The sequence below is a fragment of the Mycobacterium terramassiliense genome (genome assembly GCF_900157385.1).
GTDB lineage: Bacteria > Actinomycetota > Actinomycetes > Mycobacteriales > Mycobacteriaceae > Mycobacterium > Mycobacterium terramassiliense.
The window spans coordinates 387,072-405,962 of record NZ_LT717697.1 but is presented as its reverse complement, the minus strand read 5'-3'; the positions used below and the strand labels follow the sequence as shown (position 1 = coordinate 405,962).

Genomic DNA, 18,891 nt, shown 5'->3' with positions numbered 1-18,891 from the left:
GGCGGGGGGGGGCGGGGCCCCCGCCGCGAGCCACTCCGGCGGCACGGTGACGATACCCAGCTATTCCGGCGGTCGGCAGGTGGTCGGCGTTGACAACCCGGTCAACCCGACCGCGCCGCGCCCCCTCGACCCGCCGAAGCCGCCGCCGCCCCCGGCGCCGCCGCCGGGAGCCCCGTCGTCGCAGGCCCCCGACGCCTACAGCGGCATCGCGCCGGACGTCGACATCCTCTCGATCCGGCAGTCGAGCCAGGCGTTCGGCCTCAAGGACGCCTACACCGGAGACGAGGATCCGCAGACGCGGGCAAAGATCGACGACGTCGAGACCATGGCGCGGGCGATCGTGCACGCCGCGAACCTGGGCGCCACGGTGATCAACATCTCCGACGTGACGTGCATGAGCGCGCGCAACATCATCGACCAACGCACGCTGGGTGCCGCCGTGCGGTACGCCGCGGTCGACAAGAACGTCGTCATCGTGGCCGCGGCCGGGGACACCAGCAAGAAGGACTGCAAGCAAAACCCGGCCTTCGACCCCATGCAGCCCAAGGACCCCCGCGGCTGGAGCGGTGTGAGCACCGTGGTGACTCCGTCCTGGTACAGCGACTACGTCCTGACGGTCGGCGCGGTCGACACCGAGGGCCGGCCGCTCACCCAGGGCGGCGGCCAGGGTTCGTCGAGTGTCGCGGGACCGTGGGTCGGCATCGCCGCGCCGGGCACCGACGTCATCGGGCTCTCGCCGCGGGACGACGGCCTGATCAACGCCATCGACGGCCCGGACAACACGCTGCTGGTCCCGGCCGGCACCAGCTTCTCGACCGCGATCGTGTCCGGCGTGGCCGCCCTCGTGCGCGCCAAGTACCCGCAGCTATCGGCGTACCAGATCATCAACCGGCTGGAGCGCACCGCCAGGGCGCCGGCGCGCGGGGTGGACAACCAGGTCGGATACGGCGTGATCGACCCGGTGGCGGCGCTGACCTGGGATGTGCCCGACGGTCCGGCAAAGCCGCCGCAGCAACTGTCGGCGCCCCTGAACATCCCGAAGCCGGCCCCGCACCGCGATATGGTGCCAATATGGGTGGCAGCCGGAGGGCTGACCGCGGCTCTCTTGATTGGCGGCGCGGTGTTCGGGATCGCGGTGTTCATCAAGCGAACACGAAAGCAGCAATGAGGTCGGAGCAGCGATAGTAATGAAGGCTCAACGCAGTTTTGGACTGTCCTTGTCGTGGCCGCGCGTCACGGCCGTGTTTCTGGTCGACATCTTGATCCTCTTGGTGGCCAGCCACTGCCCGGCCTCCTGGCAGGGTGACCACCACATCGCGTTCTGGGTGGGTGTGGGCCTGGCGTCCTTGGTGACGCTGCTGTCGCTGGTCACCCACCACGGGCTGACCGTGACCTCCGGCCTGGCCACGTGGCTGTGGGACTGGTCCGCCGACCCGGGCACCGCGCTGACGGCGGGTTGCACGCCCGCGATCGATCACCAGCGCCGCTTCGGGCGCGACAAGGTCGGCGTACGCCAGTACGAAGGCCACCTGGTGAGTGTGATCGCGGTCGACGGCGGGGAAGAGGACGCCTCCGGGCGCCACCGGCACCGGACGACGGCCGGCATCCTGCCGGTGCAGGCCGTCGCTGATGGCTTGCGCCAGTTCGATATTCACCTCGACGGCATCGACATCGTCTCTATGAAGGTTCGCCGCGGCGGCCCCGAGGTGCGGGCGGCCGAGAAGTCCAAGCTCGATGACTGGGGCCCCGAAGAGTGGGGGGTGGTGAGCGACGAGCCCACCTCCTACGTGCGCCGGACCTGGCTGGTGTTGCGGATGAACCCGCAGCGTAACGTCGCCGCCGTCGCGGCCCGCGATTCGCTCGCGTCGACGTTGGCAGCGGCGACCGAGCGGCTCGCCCAGGATCTCGACGGGCAATCGTGTGTGGCCAGGCCGTTGACCGCCGACGAGCTCGCCGAGGTCGACAGCGCGGTGCTGGCCGACCTGGAACCGACCTGGAGCCGCCCCGGATGGCGGCACCTGAAGCACTTCAACGGGTTCGCCGCGAGCTTCTGGTTGACGCCGTCGGACATCTCCACCGAGACCCTCGAGGATTTGTTGCTGCCCGACGTGGGGGCCGCCGTGATCACGGTCCGGCTCGGCACCAGCGGCCGCCGGCCCCAGCTGGCGGCGTGGGTGCGCTACCACAGCGAAGGCCGGCTCCCGCGAAACGTCTCGTCCGGCCTCAACCGGCTCACCGGCCGCCAGCTGGCGGCCGTGCGCGCCAGCTTGCCCGCTCCGGCGGCCCGCCCGCTGCTGGTCGTGCCCAGCCGTCCGTTGCTCGATGACGAGGATCTAACGCTGTCGCTCGGTCAGATTCGGGAAAGCGCGGCGAGCGTATCCGCAGCGCAATGACGCGGTCGCAATCCACCGCCGAAGACGCCCGTAATGCCATGGTCGCCGGTCTTCTGGCGTCCGGAATATCGGTCAACGGGCTGCAGCCAAGCCACAACCCGCAGGTGGCGGCGCAGATGTTCACCACGGCGACCACCCTTGATCCGGGAATGTGCGACGGCTGGCTGGCGCGGATGCTGGCGGGGGAGCAGACCATCGAGGTGCTCGCCGGCGCGTGGGCCTCGGTCCGGACGTTCGGCTGGGAAACCCGCCGCCTCGGCGTCACCGATCTGCAGTTCCGGCCCGAGGTGTCCGACGGGTTGTTCTTGCGCCTGGCCGTCACCAGCGTGGAGTCGCTGGCGTGTGCCTATGCCGCCGTCCTCGCCGAGGCGAAACGGTACGAGGAGGCCGCGAAGCTGCTCGACGGCGTCGAGCCCCGCCACCCCTTTGACGAGGAAGTGGTCAACTACGTGCGGGGTGTGCTGTACTTCCGCACCGGGCGCTGGCCCGACGTGCTGGTCCAATTCCCCGAGGGAAAGACCTGGCGGCACCCCGAGCTGAAGGCCGCGGGCGCGGCGATGGCGACTACCGCGCTGGCGTCCTTGGGCGTCTTCGAGGAGGCCTTCCGGCGCGGCGAGGCCGCCGTCGAGGGGGACCGGGTTCCGGGGGCGGCCAACATCGCCCTCTACACGCAGGGCATGTGCCTGCGGCACGTCGGGCGCGAGGAGGAGGCCGTCGAGCTGCTGCGACGGGTGTACTCGCGGGATCCGAAGTTCGCCCCGGCCCGGGAAGCGCTCGACAACCCCAATTACCGGCTGGTGCTGACCGATCCCGAGACGATCGAGGCTCGCACCGACCCGTGGGATCCGGACAGCGCGCCGTCGCGCGCGCAGACCGAGGCCGCCCGCCACGCCCAGGAGGCTGCCAAATACCTGGCCGAAGGCGACGCCGAGCTCAACGCGATGCTGGGCATGGAACGGGCCAAGCGCGAAATCAAGCTCATCAAATCCACCACCAAGGTGAACTTGGCCCGGGAAAAGATGGGCCTTCCGGTGCCGGTGACTTCGCGCCACACCTTGCTGCTGGGGCCGCCCGGGACCGGCAAGACGTCGGTGGCGCGCGCCTTCGCCAAGCAGCTGTGCGGGCTCACGGTGTTGCGCAAGCCCGTGGTGGTGGAGACGAGCCGCACCAAGCTGTTGGGCCGGTACATGGCCGACGCCGAAAAGAACACCGAGGAAATGCTCGAGGGCGCGTTGGGCGGAGCGGTGTTCTTCGACGAGATGCACACCCTGCACGAGACCGGGTATCACCAGGGCGACCCCTACGGCAACGCGATCATCAACACCCTCCTGCTCTACATGGAGAACCATCGCGACGAGCTGGTGGTTTTCGGAGCGGGTTATGCCAAGGCCATGGACAAGATGCTCGAGGTGAATCAGGGTCTGCGACGGCGCTTTTCGACCGTGATCGAATTCTTCAGCTACACCCCGGACGAGCTGATCGCCCTCACCAAGCTGATGGCGCGCAACAACGAGGACATCGTCGCCGACTCCGAGGTCGAGGTGTTGTTGCCGTCGTACACCAAGTTCTACCTCGACGAGACCTATTCAGAAGACGGGGACCTGATCCGCGGCATCGACACGCTCGGCAACGCCGGCTTCGTCCGCAATGTGGTGGAGAAGGCCCGGGATCACCGCAGCTTCCGCCTGGACGACGAGGACCTCGACGCGGTCCTGGCCAGCGATCTCACCGAATTCAGCGAGGCCCAACTGCTCCGGTTCAAGGAACTGACCCGCGACGACCTGGCCGAGGGGCTGCAGGCGGCGGTGGCCGAGAAGAAGACCGGATAGTAGCGCCGCCGCCCGTCGCGGCTGCTGACCCGCGCGGTTACTCCTTCGCGGCGCCCGGGCCGAGCAGTTCTGGAATTCGCTGTGCGGCCGCGGCCATTCAGCGATTTCTATGAGTTTTCTATCAATCGGCGACGGCTGCGCGCCTCCGTTGGCGCTGAGTCATTCGTGGTGCAAGCATCATTCTGCGTGCTCGTCACCGAGCGCACTTCCCCACGGAATCGGTTTTGAGAAGGGGATTTAGGTCGATCGCCGCAAGCCGCCCCAAGGTCAGGACGGCCCCTGCCCTCTGATGGGCGACACCCGACCCTCGCCGGTCGCGCCTTGTCGCCTCGCGTCCCGGTCGCCGAGGTGAGCCACCACCGTCGCGGCACGCCCGGGCGTGCCGTGCGCCCCCGACGGGAGGTGGGCGAACTGGCCGAGCTGACAGCGCATGCGGGAAAACTATGACCGTTTCGTTCCGATCCGGTCGCTGCCGGGTCGGACTATTCGTTAAGGAGAAGTCCGATGTCTTTCGTTGGGGCACAACACGAATCACTGGCCGATGAAGTCACCGACGTCACCGCGGTTGGTTAAGGGAGGTGTTGGCAATGGATTTCGGAGCGTTACCACCGGAAGTCAATTCCGCCCGGATGTACGCCGGACCCGGCTCGGCGCCGATGATGGCCGCCGCGACCGCTTGGGCGGGCATCGCCGCGGAGCTGCATACCGCGGCATCGTCGTACCAGACCGTGATTTCGAGGCTGGCCGGGGAAGGATGGCTGGGGCCGGCGTCGGCGTCCATGGCCACCGCGGTCACTCCCTACCTGGCGTGGATGAGCGCCGCCGGAGCGAAGGCCGACCAAACCGCCGGCCAAGCGTCGGCGGCGGCGGCCGCCTTTGAGTCCGCGTTTGGGCTGACGGTTCCGCCGGCGGAGGTCGCGGCCAACCGGGCTCTGTTGACGACGCTGCTCGCGACCAACTTCCTTGGTCAGAACACGCCGGCGATCGCGGCCGCCGAGGCCCAATACGGCGAAATGTGGGCACAGGATGCGGCCGCGATGTATGGCTACGCCGCCAATTCGGCGGCGGCGTCGTCACTCAAGCTGTTCGCGGCGCCGCCGCAGACAACCAATCCCGCCGGCCAGTCCGGCCAGGCCGCGGCCGTCGCCCAAGCCACCGGTGCCCCCGCGGCCTCGGGCGCGCAGGAAACGCTGGCTCAGGTGACATCCGCGATTCCTGCCGCGCTGCAACAACTGACGACTCCCGCGGCGGCCGGCTTTCCGACCAACCTCTGGGACTTCCTGGACTCCAACTTCGTCAACGGGTTCGTCTCGGCCGGATATACCAGCCCCGCCATCCTCCAACAGACGGTTACGGCGGCGATGGCCGACATCAACGCGGTTGCGGTGGGCGGAGCACCGGGGACCACGGCGCTGCCACCCATGGGCGCCGGCTCCGGGAACGCGGGGTGGACGCCGTTGATCACACCGAATGTGCCCTTCAGCTCGACCGGCGCGGCGTTCGACGCAACAGGTTTGCCGGGCGCCGCCCCGATTTCGGCCGGCGCGAACCAGGCCGCGCTGGTCGGGCGCCTGTCTGTACCGCAGAGCTGGACGGCGGCCGCGCAGGTGGCGAACCCGGCCGGCGCGACGTTCGCCGGCGGCGGGTGGACCAACGCCGTCGGCCCCGGCGCCGGCGCTGCGGAAGCCGTCCCGCCGGGCGTTCCCGGCATGCCCGGGATGCCCGCGTCCACGGCCGGCGGCGGGATGGGACATGGGCCTCGCTACGGGTTCCGGGTGACCGTCATGCCGCGCCCTCCGGCGGCCGGATAGCCGCGAGGAAAGGCCGATTTGTTGCAAGCGTGTGGCAGCTAGGCTTGACTGCCCCTACGCTCTGATGCCACGATGGCCCCTGCAAGCACCTCGCTAGGTGAGGCGTCTGCACGGACACAGGCCACTGACCTCGAACGTCGAAAGACGCCCAGGGTCAGGACAGCTCTTCCCGGATTAAGGGTTGAGCCCAAGTGGCTTTCAGCTCGAGTCGAGCCGGATACGCCGTGCGGTGCCGAAGCTCTGACGAGAGGGGTGCGATCGGGCGTCCCGTCCTGACCCTCCTCCCCGTGTGCGAGCCGCGCAGGTAAAAAGGCATCCCCGTGTGCCAAGGCCGTGAGGAGGTGAGAGCGAAATGAGTCTCGACGATATTCCGTATGCCAGATCGACCGTTTCGTTTCCATCCGACCCCGGCTCCTTTCTGACAGTCTGAACGGCTCGCCCCGACAGGCCTCGTCCGCACGCGTCCGCTTCGCGGATTGCGGCTTTGGCATGCGCGGAAGTAACCGGCACTGGCCAGGCGCCCCGGGATCGGCCCTATCCCGTGATGTCGGCTGCCAGGTGAATGGGACCACTTCAGAGCTGGTTTTGCCATGAGCATGGGACCACCTGTTTGCCATTGATGGGACCACTCGACTGGCTGGTTTGCCAGTTATGGGACCACCCGGCGTGGTGTCGGGTTCTTCCGGTAGTTGGGCCGCTGTATTGGCCTGATGAGCTACCGGGAGGTGTCGGTGATCGAGATCGTGGAGATGCTGCGGCTGTGGCTGCAGGGGTTGGGGTTGCGGGAGGTGGCCCGGCTGTCGGGCACCGACCGCAAAACGGTGCGACGCTACGTCGACCGAGCCCGTGCTAGTGGGCTGGACCGCGATGGTGGAGACGGTCAGCTCACTGATGAGTTGATCGCGGCGGTGATTGCCGGAGTGCGTCCGCACCGGCCCAGCGGCAAGAGCCTGGCGTGGGAGACGATCGCTGCAGAGCATGAGCAGATCAAGGCCTGGCTCAAAGACGGATTGACGCTGACCAAGATCCACACGCTGCTTGGGCGCCGCGGTGTGGTGGTGTCCTATCGGACGCTGAATCGTTACGCCACAACCGAATTGGATTTCGGACGCCGTCAAGCCACGGTGCCGGTGGCCGACTGCGAACCGGGTGCGGAGGTGCAGGTCGACTTCGGCCGCCTCGGGATGCTCACCGACGCCAGCGATGGTCGGCGCCGAGTCGTGCAGGGGTTGATCTTTACCGCGGTGTATTCGCGGCACATGTTCGTCTGGCCCACCTACCGCCAGACCCTGAACGATGTGATCGCCGGGTTCGATGCGGCGTGGGCGTTCTTCGGCGGGGTGTTCGCGGTGGTGATCCCTGACAACATGAAAGCCATCGTCACCACCGCGCATGCGACCGAGCCTCGGCTCAACGATGCGTTCCGCGAGTATGCGCAGGCTCGTGGGTTTGCGGTCGACCCGGCGCGGGTGCGTAGCCCGAAAGATAAGCCACGGGTGGAACGCATGGTGCAGTATGTGCGATCGAATTTCTTTGCCGGAGAAGATTTCCGGGATCTCAATGACTGTCGCAGCCGCGCCGAACATTGGTGCGCTCAGACCGCCGGTATGCGCATTCACGGCACCACCCGCCTGCGGCCGGCCGAGGTGTTCATCGGCGATGAGCTGCCCGCACTAGGGCCCGTATCCGACACCGCCTTCGACGTTCCGATCTGGACGCGCCCGAAAGTGGCCCCGGACCGCCACGTCCAGGTCGCCAAAGCCCTCTACAGCGTGCCCGGAGAGCTGGTCGGCAAGCGCATCGAGGCCCGTGCTGATGCACACTCGGTCAAGCTCTATTGGCGTGGTGAGCTGATCAAGGTGCATCCGGTCGTGGCCCCGGGTCGCCGCCATACTGATCCGGCCGATCTTCCCTCTGAGGTGTCGGTCTATGCGATGCGTGATCTGAATGCCCTGCAGCGCAAGGCAGCCGCCCACGGCACCCATGTCGGCACCTACGCGGCAGCGGTGCTCGAGCATCCGCTGCCGTGGACCAAGATGCGTCAGGTCTACCGGCTGCTGGGGCTGGTGCGCCGCCACGGCGCCGAGGAGGTCGACGACGCGTGCCGGCGTGCCCTGGACGCCGAGGTGATCGACGTCGGGCTGATCGAGCGGATCTTGACCCGCGGCGGCGGTGAACAACTGCCCCTGCTACCGAAACCGCCCGGGGCAGCGTCGCGGTTTGTCCGAGAAAGCTCTGATTTCGCGGTGCGGAGGCCTTCATGAGCCCACAGCGCCCCGACGCCACGCCGGCGGTCAAGCCAATCGAGGTGTCCGGCGAGCTCAAAGCGTTGATGCGCCGCCTCAAACTCGGCCAGCTGCTCGACACGCTGCCCGAACGGCTGGCGCTGGCCCGTACCAACCGGCTACCACACCACGACTTCCTGGAACTGTTGTTCGCAGATGAGGTCACCCGCCGCGACCGCGAATCCGCGACCCGGCGCGCCAAGGCCGCCCATCTCGATCCGGCCATGCAGCTACAGGCCTGGGATTACTCCGCCGCCGTGGCTTTCGATCAACAACTATGGGCCGAGCTGACCTCACTGCGGTTCCTCGCCGACGCCTACAACGTGCTCGTCATGGGACCGGTAGGAGTGGGAAAGACGTTCTTGGCCAACGCATTAGGTCACATCGCGGTACGCCGGCATCACAGCGTGCACACCGAACGGGCCGACAAAATGTTCAAACGCCTTCGCGGGGCACGCCTGGACGGCAGCTACGAAGACGAGATGCGCAAACTGCACCGCGTCGAACTGCTGATAATCGATGACCTCGCGCTGCACCGCCTGGCGGCCACCGAGACGACCGACTTCTACGAGATCATCGTCGAACGCCACCGCGCCGCATCGACCGTCATCACCAGCAACCGCGAACCACCCGAGATCCTGACCATGATGGCCGACCCGCTGCTGGCCCAATCCGCGATGGACCGACTGCAATCAGCGGCCTACGAACTCGTCGTCGAAGGCGAGTCCTACCGGCAACGCCAGAAGCCAGGAAACCGAAAGCCGGCCTCTCCGACTGCGTCGGATTGACCGGCAACCACCCCTTCCGCCACTATCAACACACGGCCTACAACCGGAACAACCCGGTCCCATGCTCATGGCAAACCAGAGGTCCCATCACCCTGGCAGGCGACAGTGAGGAGAACTGCGATGTCGTTTATCCATGCGCGCGTATCGGGCTTGGCCGCAATGCAATTCGGCGCGCCCGCCCAGACCGCAACGAGCCGGGAGGGAGGCTGGCGATGATCCTGGACTTCGCGATGCTTCCGCCCGAGGTGAACTCCGGCCGAATGTATTCCGGGGCGGGTTCGGGCCCGATGCTCGCCGCCGCGTCGGGCTGGCATGGACTGGCCGCCGAAATGCGTACCACTGCAACGTCTTACGGCTCGGTGCTGGCGGCCCTGACCGGTGAAGAATGGCACGGCCCCGCGTCGGCGTCGATGGCGGCGGCCGCGGCGCCCTACGTTGCCTGGTTAAGCACGACGGCCGAGCAAGCCCAGCAGGCCGCCACCCAGGCCGAGGCCGCCGCGGCGGCCTACGAGGCCGCGTTCGCCGCCACGGTGCCCCCGCCGGTGATCGCGGCCAACCGTGCCCAGCTCATGGCGTTGATCACCACCAACATCCTGGGTCAAAACACCCCGGCGATCGCGGCCACCGAGGCGCAGTACGCCGAGATGTGGGCCGAGGACGCCGCGGCGATGTACGGCTATGCCGCCTCCTCGGCGATCGCCACCCAACTGAGTCAGTTCATCGACCCGCGGCCGACCACCGACCCCGGCGGGCTGACCGCGCAGTCGACCGCGGTGGCGCAGGCCGTCGCCGCCCCGGCCGGTACCCAGCAGGACGCGCTGTCGCAGCTGATGTCGGCCTTGCCCGCGACGCTCCAGGGCCTGGCCTCGCCGGCGTCGTCCTCGTCGCCGGCGGCGGAGATCGTGGGGCTGCTCAGCGGGTCGGGGTCGGGATCGCCGGCCCTGGACAACCTCTGGGCAGCGTGGGGTCCCAACTCCAACGTGTGGAACACCGTCTTCTCCTCGGGGTTCTACATGCCCAGCAACACCATCGCCCCGTTCCTCGGGTTGGCGGGCCAAGCCGCAGGCGACGCTGCCGGTGACGCGGCCGCGCAGGCCGGCGGCGCGCTCGGTGAGGCCCTGACCGGGCCTGTCGGCGGCATCGGCGGTCTCGGCAACGCCGTGTCGGCCGGCCTCGGCCGCGCCCCGATGGTCGGCGCGATGTCGGTGCCACCCAGCTGGACCGCGTCCGTGCCACTGGCCGGCCCATTCGCGTCGTCACTGGGCGGCACGCCCATGGTGCCACCGCCGGCCATGGCGGCCGGCATGCCGGGAATGCCGATCGGGGCGGCGGGCGCACAACCGTATGGGCGCGCCGTTCCGCAGTACGGGTTCCGTCCCACCTTCGTCGCACGCCCCCCGGCCGCCGGATAGCGCGGCACTGTACGCCACCTCACAGCCGGTGAGTCGGCGGATTGAGCTTTCGGCAACCTGTCGGACACGCCCGGCACACGCAGCGGCGGGACGGGCGGGGCCCCTAGCACGATCAACGGCCGCGCCCGCCTCACAGAAAACTTTCAGCAGCTAATCAGCGGTGTGGCAGCGATCGATGCGTACGCTAGGTGAAATTTAGGGGAGCACGACATGACGATCAACTGTCCATTCGGCGTCGCCGAGGCCCGCGGGCCCACGGCGCGGGCCACCGCCAGCAACATCGGCTGCTCCGGTGGCGCCACCGACTCCGGCCGCGCGTAATTGGCGATTCGGCCAGAATGGCGGACACCGCACTGCGTACACTCAGGACACATATTGGCAAACGCAAATGCGTCCTTCCCGCGGGGTAATGTCGTCCGCGGCCATTAATTAATTCGGCGATCGCACAATAGCAACGCGGGTCGCCGCGGTCATCAACCACGCCAGTTTTAAGCACGCGCGCGGTCAATGTCATGTACGCAAATCGGATAAATTACCGTAGCTTTCTGAAAAGTTGCTGAGTGGTGGCTACTAACCCGCTGCACAACATCTTTAGCACAGCGAGGCGTTAGCTGACCGTCAGCGTACTCACAGCGATAGCGTCCTGATGACATATATTTTTTACGTTAGCCTTACACTCCAGGAACCCGCTCCAAATACGTTTCAATCACGATGATCCAGACATTGGTCAGCGGGGCCCAATGGCGGGGCAGTTGCGCGCCCGGCTTCATTTTCCAGTTAGCGGAGTGGGTCTGTTGGCTTTAAACAAGTTATATCGATCCGTGGATCCGGCGACGGATTCCATGGATTCCATAAGAGCTACGGGGCGGTTGCGGCCGGAGCTAACGAGCCGCGCCTACCATGGCGGCCACTGAGGGGACCGGAGGGCATAGATGTTCGATTTCGGGGCGCTACCACCGGAGATCAACTCCGGCCGGATGTATGTCGGCGCCGGGGCGGGGCCGATGCTCGCAGCCGCGGCGGCCTGGGACGAATTGGCAACCGGGTTGCAGTCGACCGCTGCCGCCTACGGCTCGACGATCGAGGGCCTGGCGGCCGGACCGTGGACCGGGCCCTCGTCCATCGCGATGGCGGCGGCCGCCGCCCCCTACGTGGCGTGGATGAGCGCGACGGGCGCGCAGGCCGAAGAGGCGGCCAGCCAGGCCAAGATCGCCGCGGGCGCCTACGAGACGGCGTTCGCGGCCACGGTGCCCCCGCCGGTGATCGCGGCCAATCGCGCGCTGCTGATGACGCTGATCGCCACCAACTTCCTGGGCCAGAACACCCCGGCGATCGCGGCCACCGAGGCGCAGTACGCCGAGATGTGGGCCCAGGATGCCGCCGCGATGTATGCCTACGCGGCCTCCTCGGCGGCGGCGACCCAGCTAGAGACGTTCGTCGAGCCGCCGCAGACCACCAGCGGCTCCGCTCAGGCCGCGGCGGTCAGCCAGGCCACGAGCACCCCGGCCGCGTCGGTCAGTTCCCAGATCTCCCAGCTGATCAACTCGATCCCGACGGCGCTGCAAAGCCTGGGATCCGGTCTGGCCTCGTCGCCGACCACCGGCTCCACGAACCTGTTGTCGGGACTCTCGTTGCCGCAGTTGGCCAACGTTTCCATGCCGGCCGGGCTCTCCAGCGACCTGGCGAACTGGAACACGATCATGTCGACCGTTGCCTCCGGGCCGTACTCCCTGCAGGGCCTGACTTCCATACCGGGCGGTCCGTTCCTGTCCTTCGGCCAGGTCTACTCCTACGCGCAGAATGGACAGGGCCTCGCCTTGTTCAACACGGTCAAACCCGTCACCGGGGCGCTGGCGCCGCTCACCAGCGGCGCCACCACCCACTTGAGCTCGGCGGTGGGCGGAGCGTCGGCGTCCGGAGCGATGGGCAAAGCCGCGCTCGTCGGAAGCATGTCAGTGCCGCAGGGCTGGACCGAGGCCGCCCCGGCGGTCAGGACGCTCGCGCAAGTGCTGCCCGCCAATGCGGCCGCGCCGGCCGCCGCCTCGCTCGTCGGCGAGGAAGGCGTCTTCAGTCAAATGGCGCTGTCCAGCCTGGCGGGGCGGGCGGTGGCCGCGGCCGGGGTCGGCTCCAGTGCCGGCGGCGCGGCCGGTTCGCTCGGGGGTGTGGTCGCGGCGGATGCCGGCACGGCCACCATCATCGTGATCCCGGCGCTCGAGGAGTGACCGCGATGAGATCGGCAACGGACCACACCACCCAGGCGCGCCCGACCAGGCAAGGGGACTGACATGATTTACGCAGCTTTTCCGCCGGAGTTCAATTCGGGCCGGATGTACGCCGGCCCCGGTTCGGGGTCGATGCGGGCCGCCGCCGCGGCCTGGGACGGGCTGGCCAGCGAATTGCAGTCCACGGTTTCCTCGTATACCGCGGTGATCGACGGCCTGACCAGCGGGGCGTGGACGGGTCCGTCGTCGGTGAGCATGGCCGCGGCCGTGACGCCCTACCTGAGTTGGATGCAGGGCACCGCCGCGCAGGCGGCCGAGGCCGCGACCCAAGCCACCGCGGCGGCAACCGCCTACGAGACGGCCTTCGCCGCCCACGTGCCACCGGAGGAAATCGCGGCCAATCGCAGCCAACTGGCGTCGCTGGTGGCCACCAACGTCTTCGGGCAGAACACCGCCGCGATCGCGGCGACCGAGATCCAGTACGCCGAGATGTGGGCCCAGGACGCCCTCGCGATGGACACCTACGCGAGTTCCTCGGCGGCCGCCTCCAACGTGACGCCGTTCACCGAGGCCCCACAGATCACGAACGCGGGCGGGCTGGCCAGCCAGGCAGCCGCGGTGACGCAAGCCGCGGCCACTCCGGCCGGCAGCGCCGCCTCACTGGTGTCAGCGGCGGCCCAGCCGCTGACGACGGCCAACCCCCTGCTGCAAACCCTCGCCAATCTCAGCAGCGACTACACGAGCACCCTAAACGGCCTGGTGAACTCGCTGTTCGGCCCAACCGGGGCATCGACATACACCGCCCTCTACAACGCCATCAAGACCCCGCTCGGGTTCACCACCGGGTTCAATGACATCGGGTTGCTGATCAACCTTCCCGCGTCGCAGTTCCTCAAATTCGCTCCGCACGCGGCAGCGGCGGGCGCGCTGCCGCGAGATGCGCTGGGAGCCGGGCTCGGGGCGGCCAACTTTGGCCGCGGCACATTGTTCAACTCGGTATCGGGAAGTATGGGCAATGCCGGCACGCTGGTCGGGAAGCTGTCGGTCCCCCCGAGCTGGGCAACGGCCACGCCGGCGATCAGGACCGTGGCCGCGGCGCTATCGGCCGCGGGCCCCGACGCCGTGCCGGCGGCCGCGCTCGGCGAGGGCGGGCTGCTCAGCTCCATGTCCGTGGCGGGAATGCTGGGCAGCGCGCTGGGCGCCGGAGCCCCCACGGTGGTCGGCGGTGCGGGCGTTCGCGGGCGCGTCAAACCGATCAAGGACCTCAAAGACGCCAACTCGCCGGAGCACCTCAAGCGTCTGGTGGCCCAAATATCGGAGAAGCCCGAATGTGTGCAGCACCACAACGTCGATCAAGAGGGTCTGGACGCCTTGCTCGATCAGCTGTCGAAGAAACCCGGCATCCACGCGGTGCACCTGAGAAAGGGTGACAAGCCGCAGGTGGTGCCCTCCGATGCGCAAATGGGCTAGGGCACAAGTCAATTGGGAGAGGAATGAAGATGAGAGTGCTACTGGCTGCCCTCGGCGTCGCGGCCGCACTGGGGTTCGCCGCGCCGGCATATGCCGATCCGCCCCCACCGCCGGAGGGGGACGACGGGGGATTCCTCGCCGCTTTGCAGCAGGTAGGCATCCACTATTCCAGCCCGGACGCGGCGGTCGCGTCCGGCAAGGCCGTGTGCACCTGTCTGAACAACGGCGAATCGGGGCTGGAGCTCGTCCACGACGTCAAGACCCACAACCCCGGGATGGACATGGAGAACGCGTCGAACTTCGCGATGATCGCCGCGAAGTTCTACTGCCCTCACCAACTCTCCAAGGCGTAACGCAGGGCGGCACGCCCGGCCCGCGGTGACGTGGACGTGGCCGCGGGACAACCGGATTGGCTCGGGTCCACCTGCTGTTCACCTGCGCGTGGTTAGCTGCCGCCGACCGGCGCGCGGGCGGGGAAGGAGGGCGCTGCCATGCAGACGTTGAGCGTCGCGGACTTCGCGCTTCGCCTCGGCGTCGGGGTGGGCTGTGGCGCCTTGATCGGCGTGGAGCGGCAATGGCGCGCGCGGCGCGCAGGCCTGCGCACCAACGCGCTGGTGGCCGCCGGGGCGACGCTGTTCGTGCTGTACGCGGCCGCCACCGAGGACAGCAGCCCGACGCGGGTCGCGTCGTATGTGGTGTCCGGCATCGGGTTTCTCGGCGGCGGGGTGATCCTGCGCGAGGGTGTCAACGTCCGAGGGCTCAACACCGCGGCCACCCTGTGGTGCTCGGCGGCAATAGGCGTGCTGGCCGCGTCGGGGCACCTGGTCTTCACGGTGATCGGCACCGGGACTGTCATCGCCATCCACCTTTTCGGGCGCCCACTGGGTCGCCTGATCGACCGCGACAGCACCGATGAGGAAGACGAAGACCTGCAACCCTTCCTGGTGCAGGTGATTTGCCGACCGAAAACCGAAAAGTACGCCCGCGCGCAGATCGTGCAACACGCCAGCGGCAACGACATGACGCTGCGCGGCATCCATACCGGACCCGCCGGCGACGACGAGATCACGTTGACCGCGCATCTGTTGATGGACGGCCACACCCCGGCGAAACTGGAGCGGTTGGTCGCCGAGCTGTCGTTGCAGCCGGGCGTGCGCGCGGTGCAGTGGTACGCCGGGGATCACGCGCAGTCGGATTGACCCGATCAGGGGCGGGCCTGCAACTCCGGCGCGGCGGCCGCGAGCAGCTCGGCGCGGTCGCGGCTCAGCGGCGGGTAAATCCGGCGGGTATTGATCGTCTGCTTGGTGGCCTTGGCCTCCGCGCCCGTCGAGACCACCACCCGCTCCCAGCCCTCGGTGTAGACGGCGCCGGCCGCACCCAGGTCGAGAACCGTGACGTACCAAGGTATTCGAAGGGCCAGCATCGGCTCGCCGAACAGGTCGCTGACGACGTTGTAGCCGGCATAGCGGCCCATCGGGCGCCCGTGTTGACACGACATCACCGACAGGTGCGCGTCGTCCATGCGGGCCGCGGCAACGTCACCCGCGGCGAAGACCGAGGGCACACCGACCACCCGCAGGTAGTCGTCGACCTGCACACGGCCCAGCCGGTCGCGCGGCACCGGTAGCTGCTCGGTCAGCGAGCTGGCCCGCATGCCCGCGCACCACACCACGGTGGCCGCCTCGAGGTGTTCGCCCGACGACAGCGACACCCCGCGCCGGGTGACCTCCGTGACACCGACCGCCGTCCGGGTCTCAACGCCGTTGCGCGACAAGGCTTCTTCGATCACCGGACGCGCCGAGGGGCCCATGTCGGACCCCACCGCGGGGTTGCGGTCGATGAGAATCACCCGCGGGGCTCCACGAGAGAACAAGGCGCGCAGCCGCTTTGGCAGCTCGCAGGCCGCCTCGATGCCGGTCAATCCGGCCCCGACCACGACGACGGTGGCCGCCGCCTGCGTCGCCGCGCCGTCGGCGAGCGTGCGCAGGTGGCGCCGCAACGCGAGCGCCCCGTCGTGAGTGTCGACGTCGAAGGCGAACTCCGGCAGGCCCGGTATGTCGGGTTTGAGCACGTGGCTGCCCGCCGCGAGCACCAGCCGGTCATAGCCGAACACCGCACCGCCCGATGTGGCGACCGAGCGGGCGCCGGTGTCGATGGCGGTCACCTGGGTGGCGACGTGCGCAATACCGACGGGATCGAGGAGGTCCGCGAGCGGGATGCGGCAGTCGCTCAAGTCCGCCTCGTAATTGCGCACCCGGATGTCGTGGAAGCGCTGGGCGCTCAACACGGTGATCTCGACCGTGTCCGCCGGCACGCCGAGCTCGTCGAGGCGCCGGGCGGCGCCGAGCGCCGCCCACAGCCCCGCGAACCCGGCGCCTACTACCACCACAGCGGTCACGTGCTCAACACCTCATTGGTACGGGCCGTTACCAACCTCGGCCGGTGGTCGTAATCTATCCGTGTGAATGCTGTCACCGGGTTCTGGTTCGCGCTGCCACCGCAGATGCGGGATCCCGTGCTGTTCGCCATCCCGTTTTTCCTGTTTTTGCTGACCATCGAGTGGACCGCGGCCCGCAAAGTGCAACGCATCGCGGCAGAGGAGTCGGGCGCGCCACGGACACCCGCGGGCGCGTATCTGACCCGCGATTCCTGGACCAGCATCTCGATGGGCCTGGTCTCGATAGCCACCAGCGCCGGCTGGAAGGCCCTGGCCCTGCTGGGTTACGCCGCGATCTACGCCTACCTGGCACCGTGGCACCTTTCGCCGACCAAGTGGTACACCTGGGTCGTCGCGCTCATCGGCGTCGACCTGCTGTACTACGGCTACCACCGCATGGCCCACCGGGTGCGGCTGGTCTGGGCGACACACCAGGCGCACCACTCCAGCCAGTACTACAACCTCGCCACGGCGGTGCGCCAGAAGTGGAACAACAGCGGCGAGGTCCTGATGTGGGCTCCGTTGCCGCTGCTGGGGCTGCCGCCCTGGATGGTGTACTTCAGCTGGTCGCTGAACTTGATCTACCAGTTCTGGATCCACACCGAGCGGATCGGCAAGCTGCCGCGGCCGTTCGAGTTCGTCTTCAACACCCCGTCGCACCACCGGGTGCACCACGGCATGGACAAGATCTATCTGGACAAGAACTACGGCGGCATCCTGATCATCTGGGACCGGCTGTTCGGCACCTTCCAGCCCGAGCTGTTCCGCCCGCACTATGGCCTCACCAAGCAGGTCGACACGTTCAACATCTGGAAGCTGCAGACCTACGAATACGTCGCCATCGCCCGCGACTGGCGATCGGCAAAGCGCCTGCGTGACCGGCTCGGCTTCGTCTTCGGGCCCCCGGGATGGACCCCGCGCATGGCGGGCACACCCGCCGACGCCGTCCCGCTGGTCACGCCGGGGTAACGCCAGCGCCGTCACGTGCGAAAAGATCAACGAGGGGCGAGACTAAGTCGTAACGTCACCCTTCGGATCGGCAGTTTTCACGGACGGACGGGGGCTCATGGTGCACCGCCTGGTAACGCGCGCATTCGCCGCGTCGGCTTCCGTTGCGGCGTTGGCCGCGTGGCTACCGCCGGTGCCCGCCAAGGCGGACCCGGTGGTATTTCCCGGGATGGAAATCCATCAGGACAATCGCGTCTGCACGCTGGGCTACGTCGACCCGGCGCTGAAGATCGCGTTCACCGCGGGGCATTGCCGGGGCAGCGGGGTCGTTTACGACCGGGAACACAACGTCATCGGCCGCCTCGCCACCTTCCGCGACAACACGCCCAGCGGCACCACCGTGGCCACCGACCAGGTGATCAACGACTACGAGGCGATCGTGCTGGACAGCGGCGTCACCGCCAACAACGTCCTGCCGGGCGGGCGTCCTCTGGAATCCAACCCCGCCGCGACGCTGCAGCCGGGCGAAGCGGTATGCCATTTCGGCGTCGTCACGGGTGAGACGTGCGGGACCGTGGAAAGCGTGAACAACGGGTGGTTCACGATGTCGCACGGCGTCCAGAGCCAGCGGGGCGACTCCGGCGGGCCGGTGTATTTGGCACCCAGCGGCGGTCCGGGGGAGATCGTCGGAATTTTCAACAGCGTGTGGGGAGATCTGCCCGCGGCGGTGTCGTGGCGGGCCGCCTCCGACCAGGTCCGCCAGGACCTCGGGGCGACGACCAATCCGCGTTGACGCGCCCTAACGGGCGGGTTCGAGCACGAACACGGGGATCGCCGGCGCGCCCGTGAGCAGCTGCTCATCGGTGGAGTCCGGCGTCAACCCGCCGACATAATCCTTGACCTGCCAGTACCACCTCCCCAGGTAGCGCCTCAGCACTGCGGGCTTGGCGGCATCGTCGAGCTCGCTGACCCGAGCGCGTCGCCTGCGCCAGCGCGGGCCGACCTCGATGACGCCCGCCGCCCTGACGTTGCGCGCCCACTGTGTGTTCCCCCGCGGTGAGACGAGATAGTCGACGCCGTCGACGGTCAACAGGTTGATCACCACCGCCCGCACTTTTCCGCTTTTGCGGCCGCGGACGCGCAGCGCCCGGGTCCCGGCGATGCTGATTCCCAGCTCGGCAAGCCAGCGGATCACGGTGTTGGCGGCGCGGGCCACCCGGTTCGGTTCTTCGTAGCGCGTGGCCATGGCGTCCTCTCGAAGCATCATGAGAGCGGTGCTCTCGTTGCCGAACACGC

General features: G+C 68.1%; 15 protein-coding genes and 1 riboswitch. Of the genes, 13 read left to right on the top strand and 2 right to left on the bottom strand.

The window, feature by feature from the left end:
* The 11 genes from MTAB308_RS02075 to MTAB308_RS02020 all read left to right on the top strand — a co-directional run.
* A partial coding sequence (locus tag MTAB308_RS02075) for a S8 family serine peptidase (protein ID WP_157900888.1) occupies window positions 1-1,168 on the top strand: 1,168 nt, incomplete at its 5' end.
* A 19-nt stretch (window positions 1,169-1,187) separates the two neighbouring features.
* Window positions 1,188-2,393, top strand: coding sequence for a type VII secretion protein EccE (eccE, locus tag MTAB308_RS02070; RefSeq protein ID WP_077097373.1), 1,206 nt, complete (start codon window positions 1,188-1,190; stop codon window positions 2,391-2,393).
* Window positions 2,390-4,222 carry a type VII secretion AAA-ATPase EccA gene (eccA, locus tag MTAB308_RS02065; protein ID WP_077097372.1) on the top strand — a complete coding sequence of 611 codons (1,833 nt, stop codon included), beginning with the start codon at window positions 2,390-2,392 and terminating at the stop codon, window positions 4,220-4,222. Before eccE ends, eccA begins: the two co-directional genes overlap by 4 nt.
* 587 nt (window positions 4,223-4,809) lie before the next feature.
* Window positions 4,810-6,033: a PPE family protein gene (locus MTAB308_RS02060; protein WP_077097371.1), complete on the top strand. Its 1,224-nt coding sequence runs from the start codon at window positions 4,810-4,812 to the stop codon at window positions 6,031-6,033.
* A gap of 82 nt (window positions 6,034-6,115) precedes the next feature.
* A riboswitch (M-box (ykoK) riboswitch) is annotated at window positions 6,116-6,292 on the top strand.
* A gap of 451 nt (window positions 6,293-6,743) precedes the next feature.
* Window positions 6,744-8,297 carry an IS21 family transposase gene (gene istA / locus MTAB308_RS02050; protein ID WP_077097370.1) on the top strand — a complete coding sequence of 518 codons (1,554 nt, stop codon included), beginning with the start codon at window positions 6,744-6,746 and terminating at the stop codon, window positions 8,295-8,297.
* A complete protein-coding gene (locus MTAB308_RS02045) occupies window positions 8,294-9,106 on the top strand; it encodes an ATP-binding protein (protein ID WP_077097369.1) in 813 nt (270 codons plus the stop codon). The genes istA and MTAB308_RS02045 overlap by 4 nt, the downstream gene beginning before the upstream one ends.
* Window positions 9,107-9,312: 206 nt before the next feature.
* Window positions 9,313-10,518 (top strand): PPE family protein, encoded by a 1,206-nt coding sequence (locus MTAB308_RS02040; RefSeq protein ID WP_281253059.1) that lies wholly within the window; start codon window positions 9,313-9,315, stop codon window positions 10,516-10,518.
* 932 nt (window positions 10,519-11,450) lie between these two features.
* Window positions 11,451-12,740 carry a PPE family protein gene (locus MTAB308_RS02035; protein ID WP_077097366.1) on the top strand — a complete coding sequence of 430 codons (1,290 nt, stop codon included), beginning with the start codon at window positions 11,451-11,453 and terminating at the stop codon, window positions 12,738-12,740.
* 63 nt (window positions 12,741-12,803) lie between these two features.
* The gene (locus MTAB308_RS02030) at window positions 12,804-14,210 is read left to right on the top strand and encodes a PPE family protein (protein WP_077097364.1); all 1,407 of its coding nucleotides are present in this window, start codon (window positions 12,804-12,806) and stop codon (window positions 14,208-14,210) included.
* A 29-nt stretch (window positions 14,211-14,239) separates the two neighbouring features.
* Window positions 14,240-14,563, top strand: coding sequence for a DUF732 domain-containing protein (locus MTAB308_RS02025; protein ID WP_077097451.1), 324 nt, complete (start codon window positions 14,240-14,242; stop codon window positions 14,561-14,563).
* A 138-nt stretch (window positions 14,564-14,701) separates the two neighbouring features.
* Window positions 14,702-15,409: an MgtC/SapB family protein gene (locus tag MTAB308_RS02020; protein ID WP_077097362.1), complete on the top strand. Its 708-nt coding sequence runs from the start codon at window positions 14,702-14,704 to the stop codon at window positions 15,407-15,409.
* 5 nt (window positions 15,410-15,414) lie between these two features.
* On the opposite strand, the gene MTAB308_RS02015 is transcribed toward MTAB308_RS02020, so the two are convergent.
* A complete protein-coding gene (locus MTAB308_RS02015) occupies window positions 15,415-16,608 on the bottom strand; it encodes an NAD(P)/FAD-dependent oxidoreductase (protein ID WP_077097359.1) in 1,194 nt (397 codons plus the stop codon).
* 63 nt (window positions 16,609-16,671) lie between these two features.
* On the opposite strand from MTAB308_RS02015, the gene MTAB308_RS02010 reads away from it, so the two are divergent.
* Together MTAB308_RS02010 and MTAB308_RS02005 are read left to right on the top strand one after the other, a co-directional pair.
* The gene (locus MTAB308_RS02010; RefSeq protein WP_077097357.1) at window positions 16,672-17,616 is read left to right on the top strand and encodes a sterol desaturase family protein; all 945 of its coding nucleotides are present in this window, start codon (window positions 16,672-16,674) and stop codon (window positions 17,614-17,616) included.
* Window positions 17,617-17,713: 97 nt separating this feature from the next.
* Window positions 17,714-18,388: an Rv1815 family serine proteinase gene (locus MTAB308_RS02005; RefSeq protein WP_077097355.1), complete on the top strand. Its 675-nt coding sequence runs from the start codon at window positions 17,714-17,716 to the stop codon at window positions 18,386-18,388.
* A gap of 6 nt (window positions 18,389-18,394) precedes the next feature.
* Here the strand turns inward: MTAB308_RS02005 and MTAB308_RS02000 are convergent, their stop codons facing one another.
* A complete protein-coding gene (locus MTAB308_RS02000) occupies window positions 18,395-18,841 on the bottom strand; it encodes a nitroreductase/quinone reductase family protein (protein ID WP_077097449.1) in 447 nt (148 codons plus the stop codon).
* Window positions 18,842-18,891: the final 50 nt, after the last annotated feature.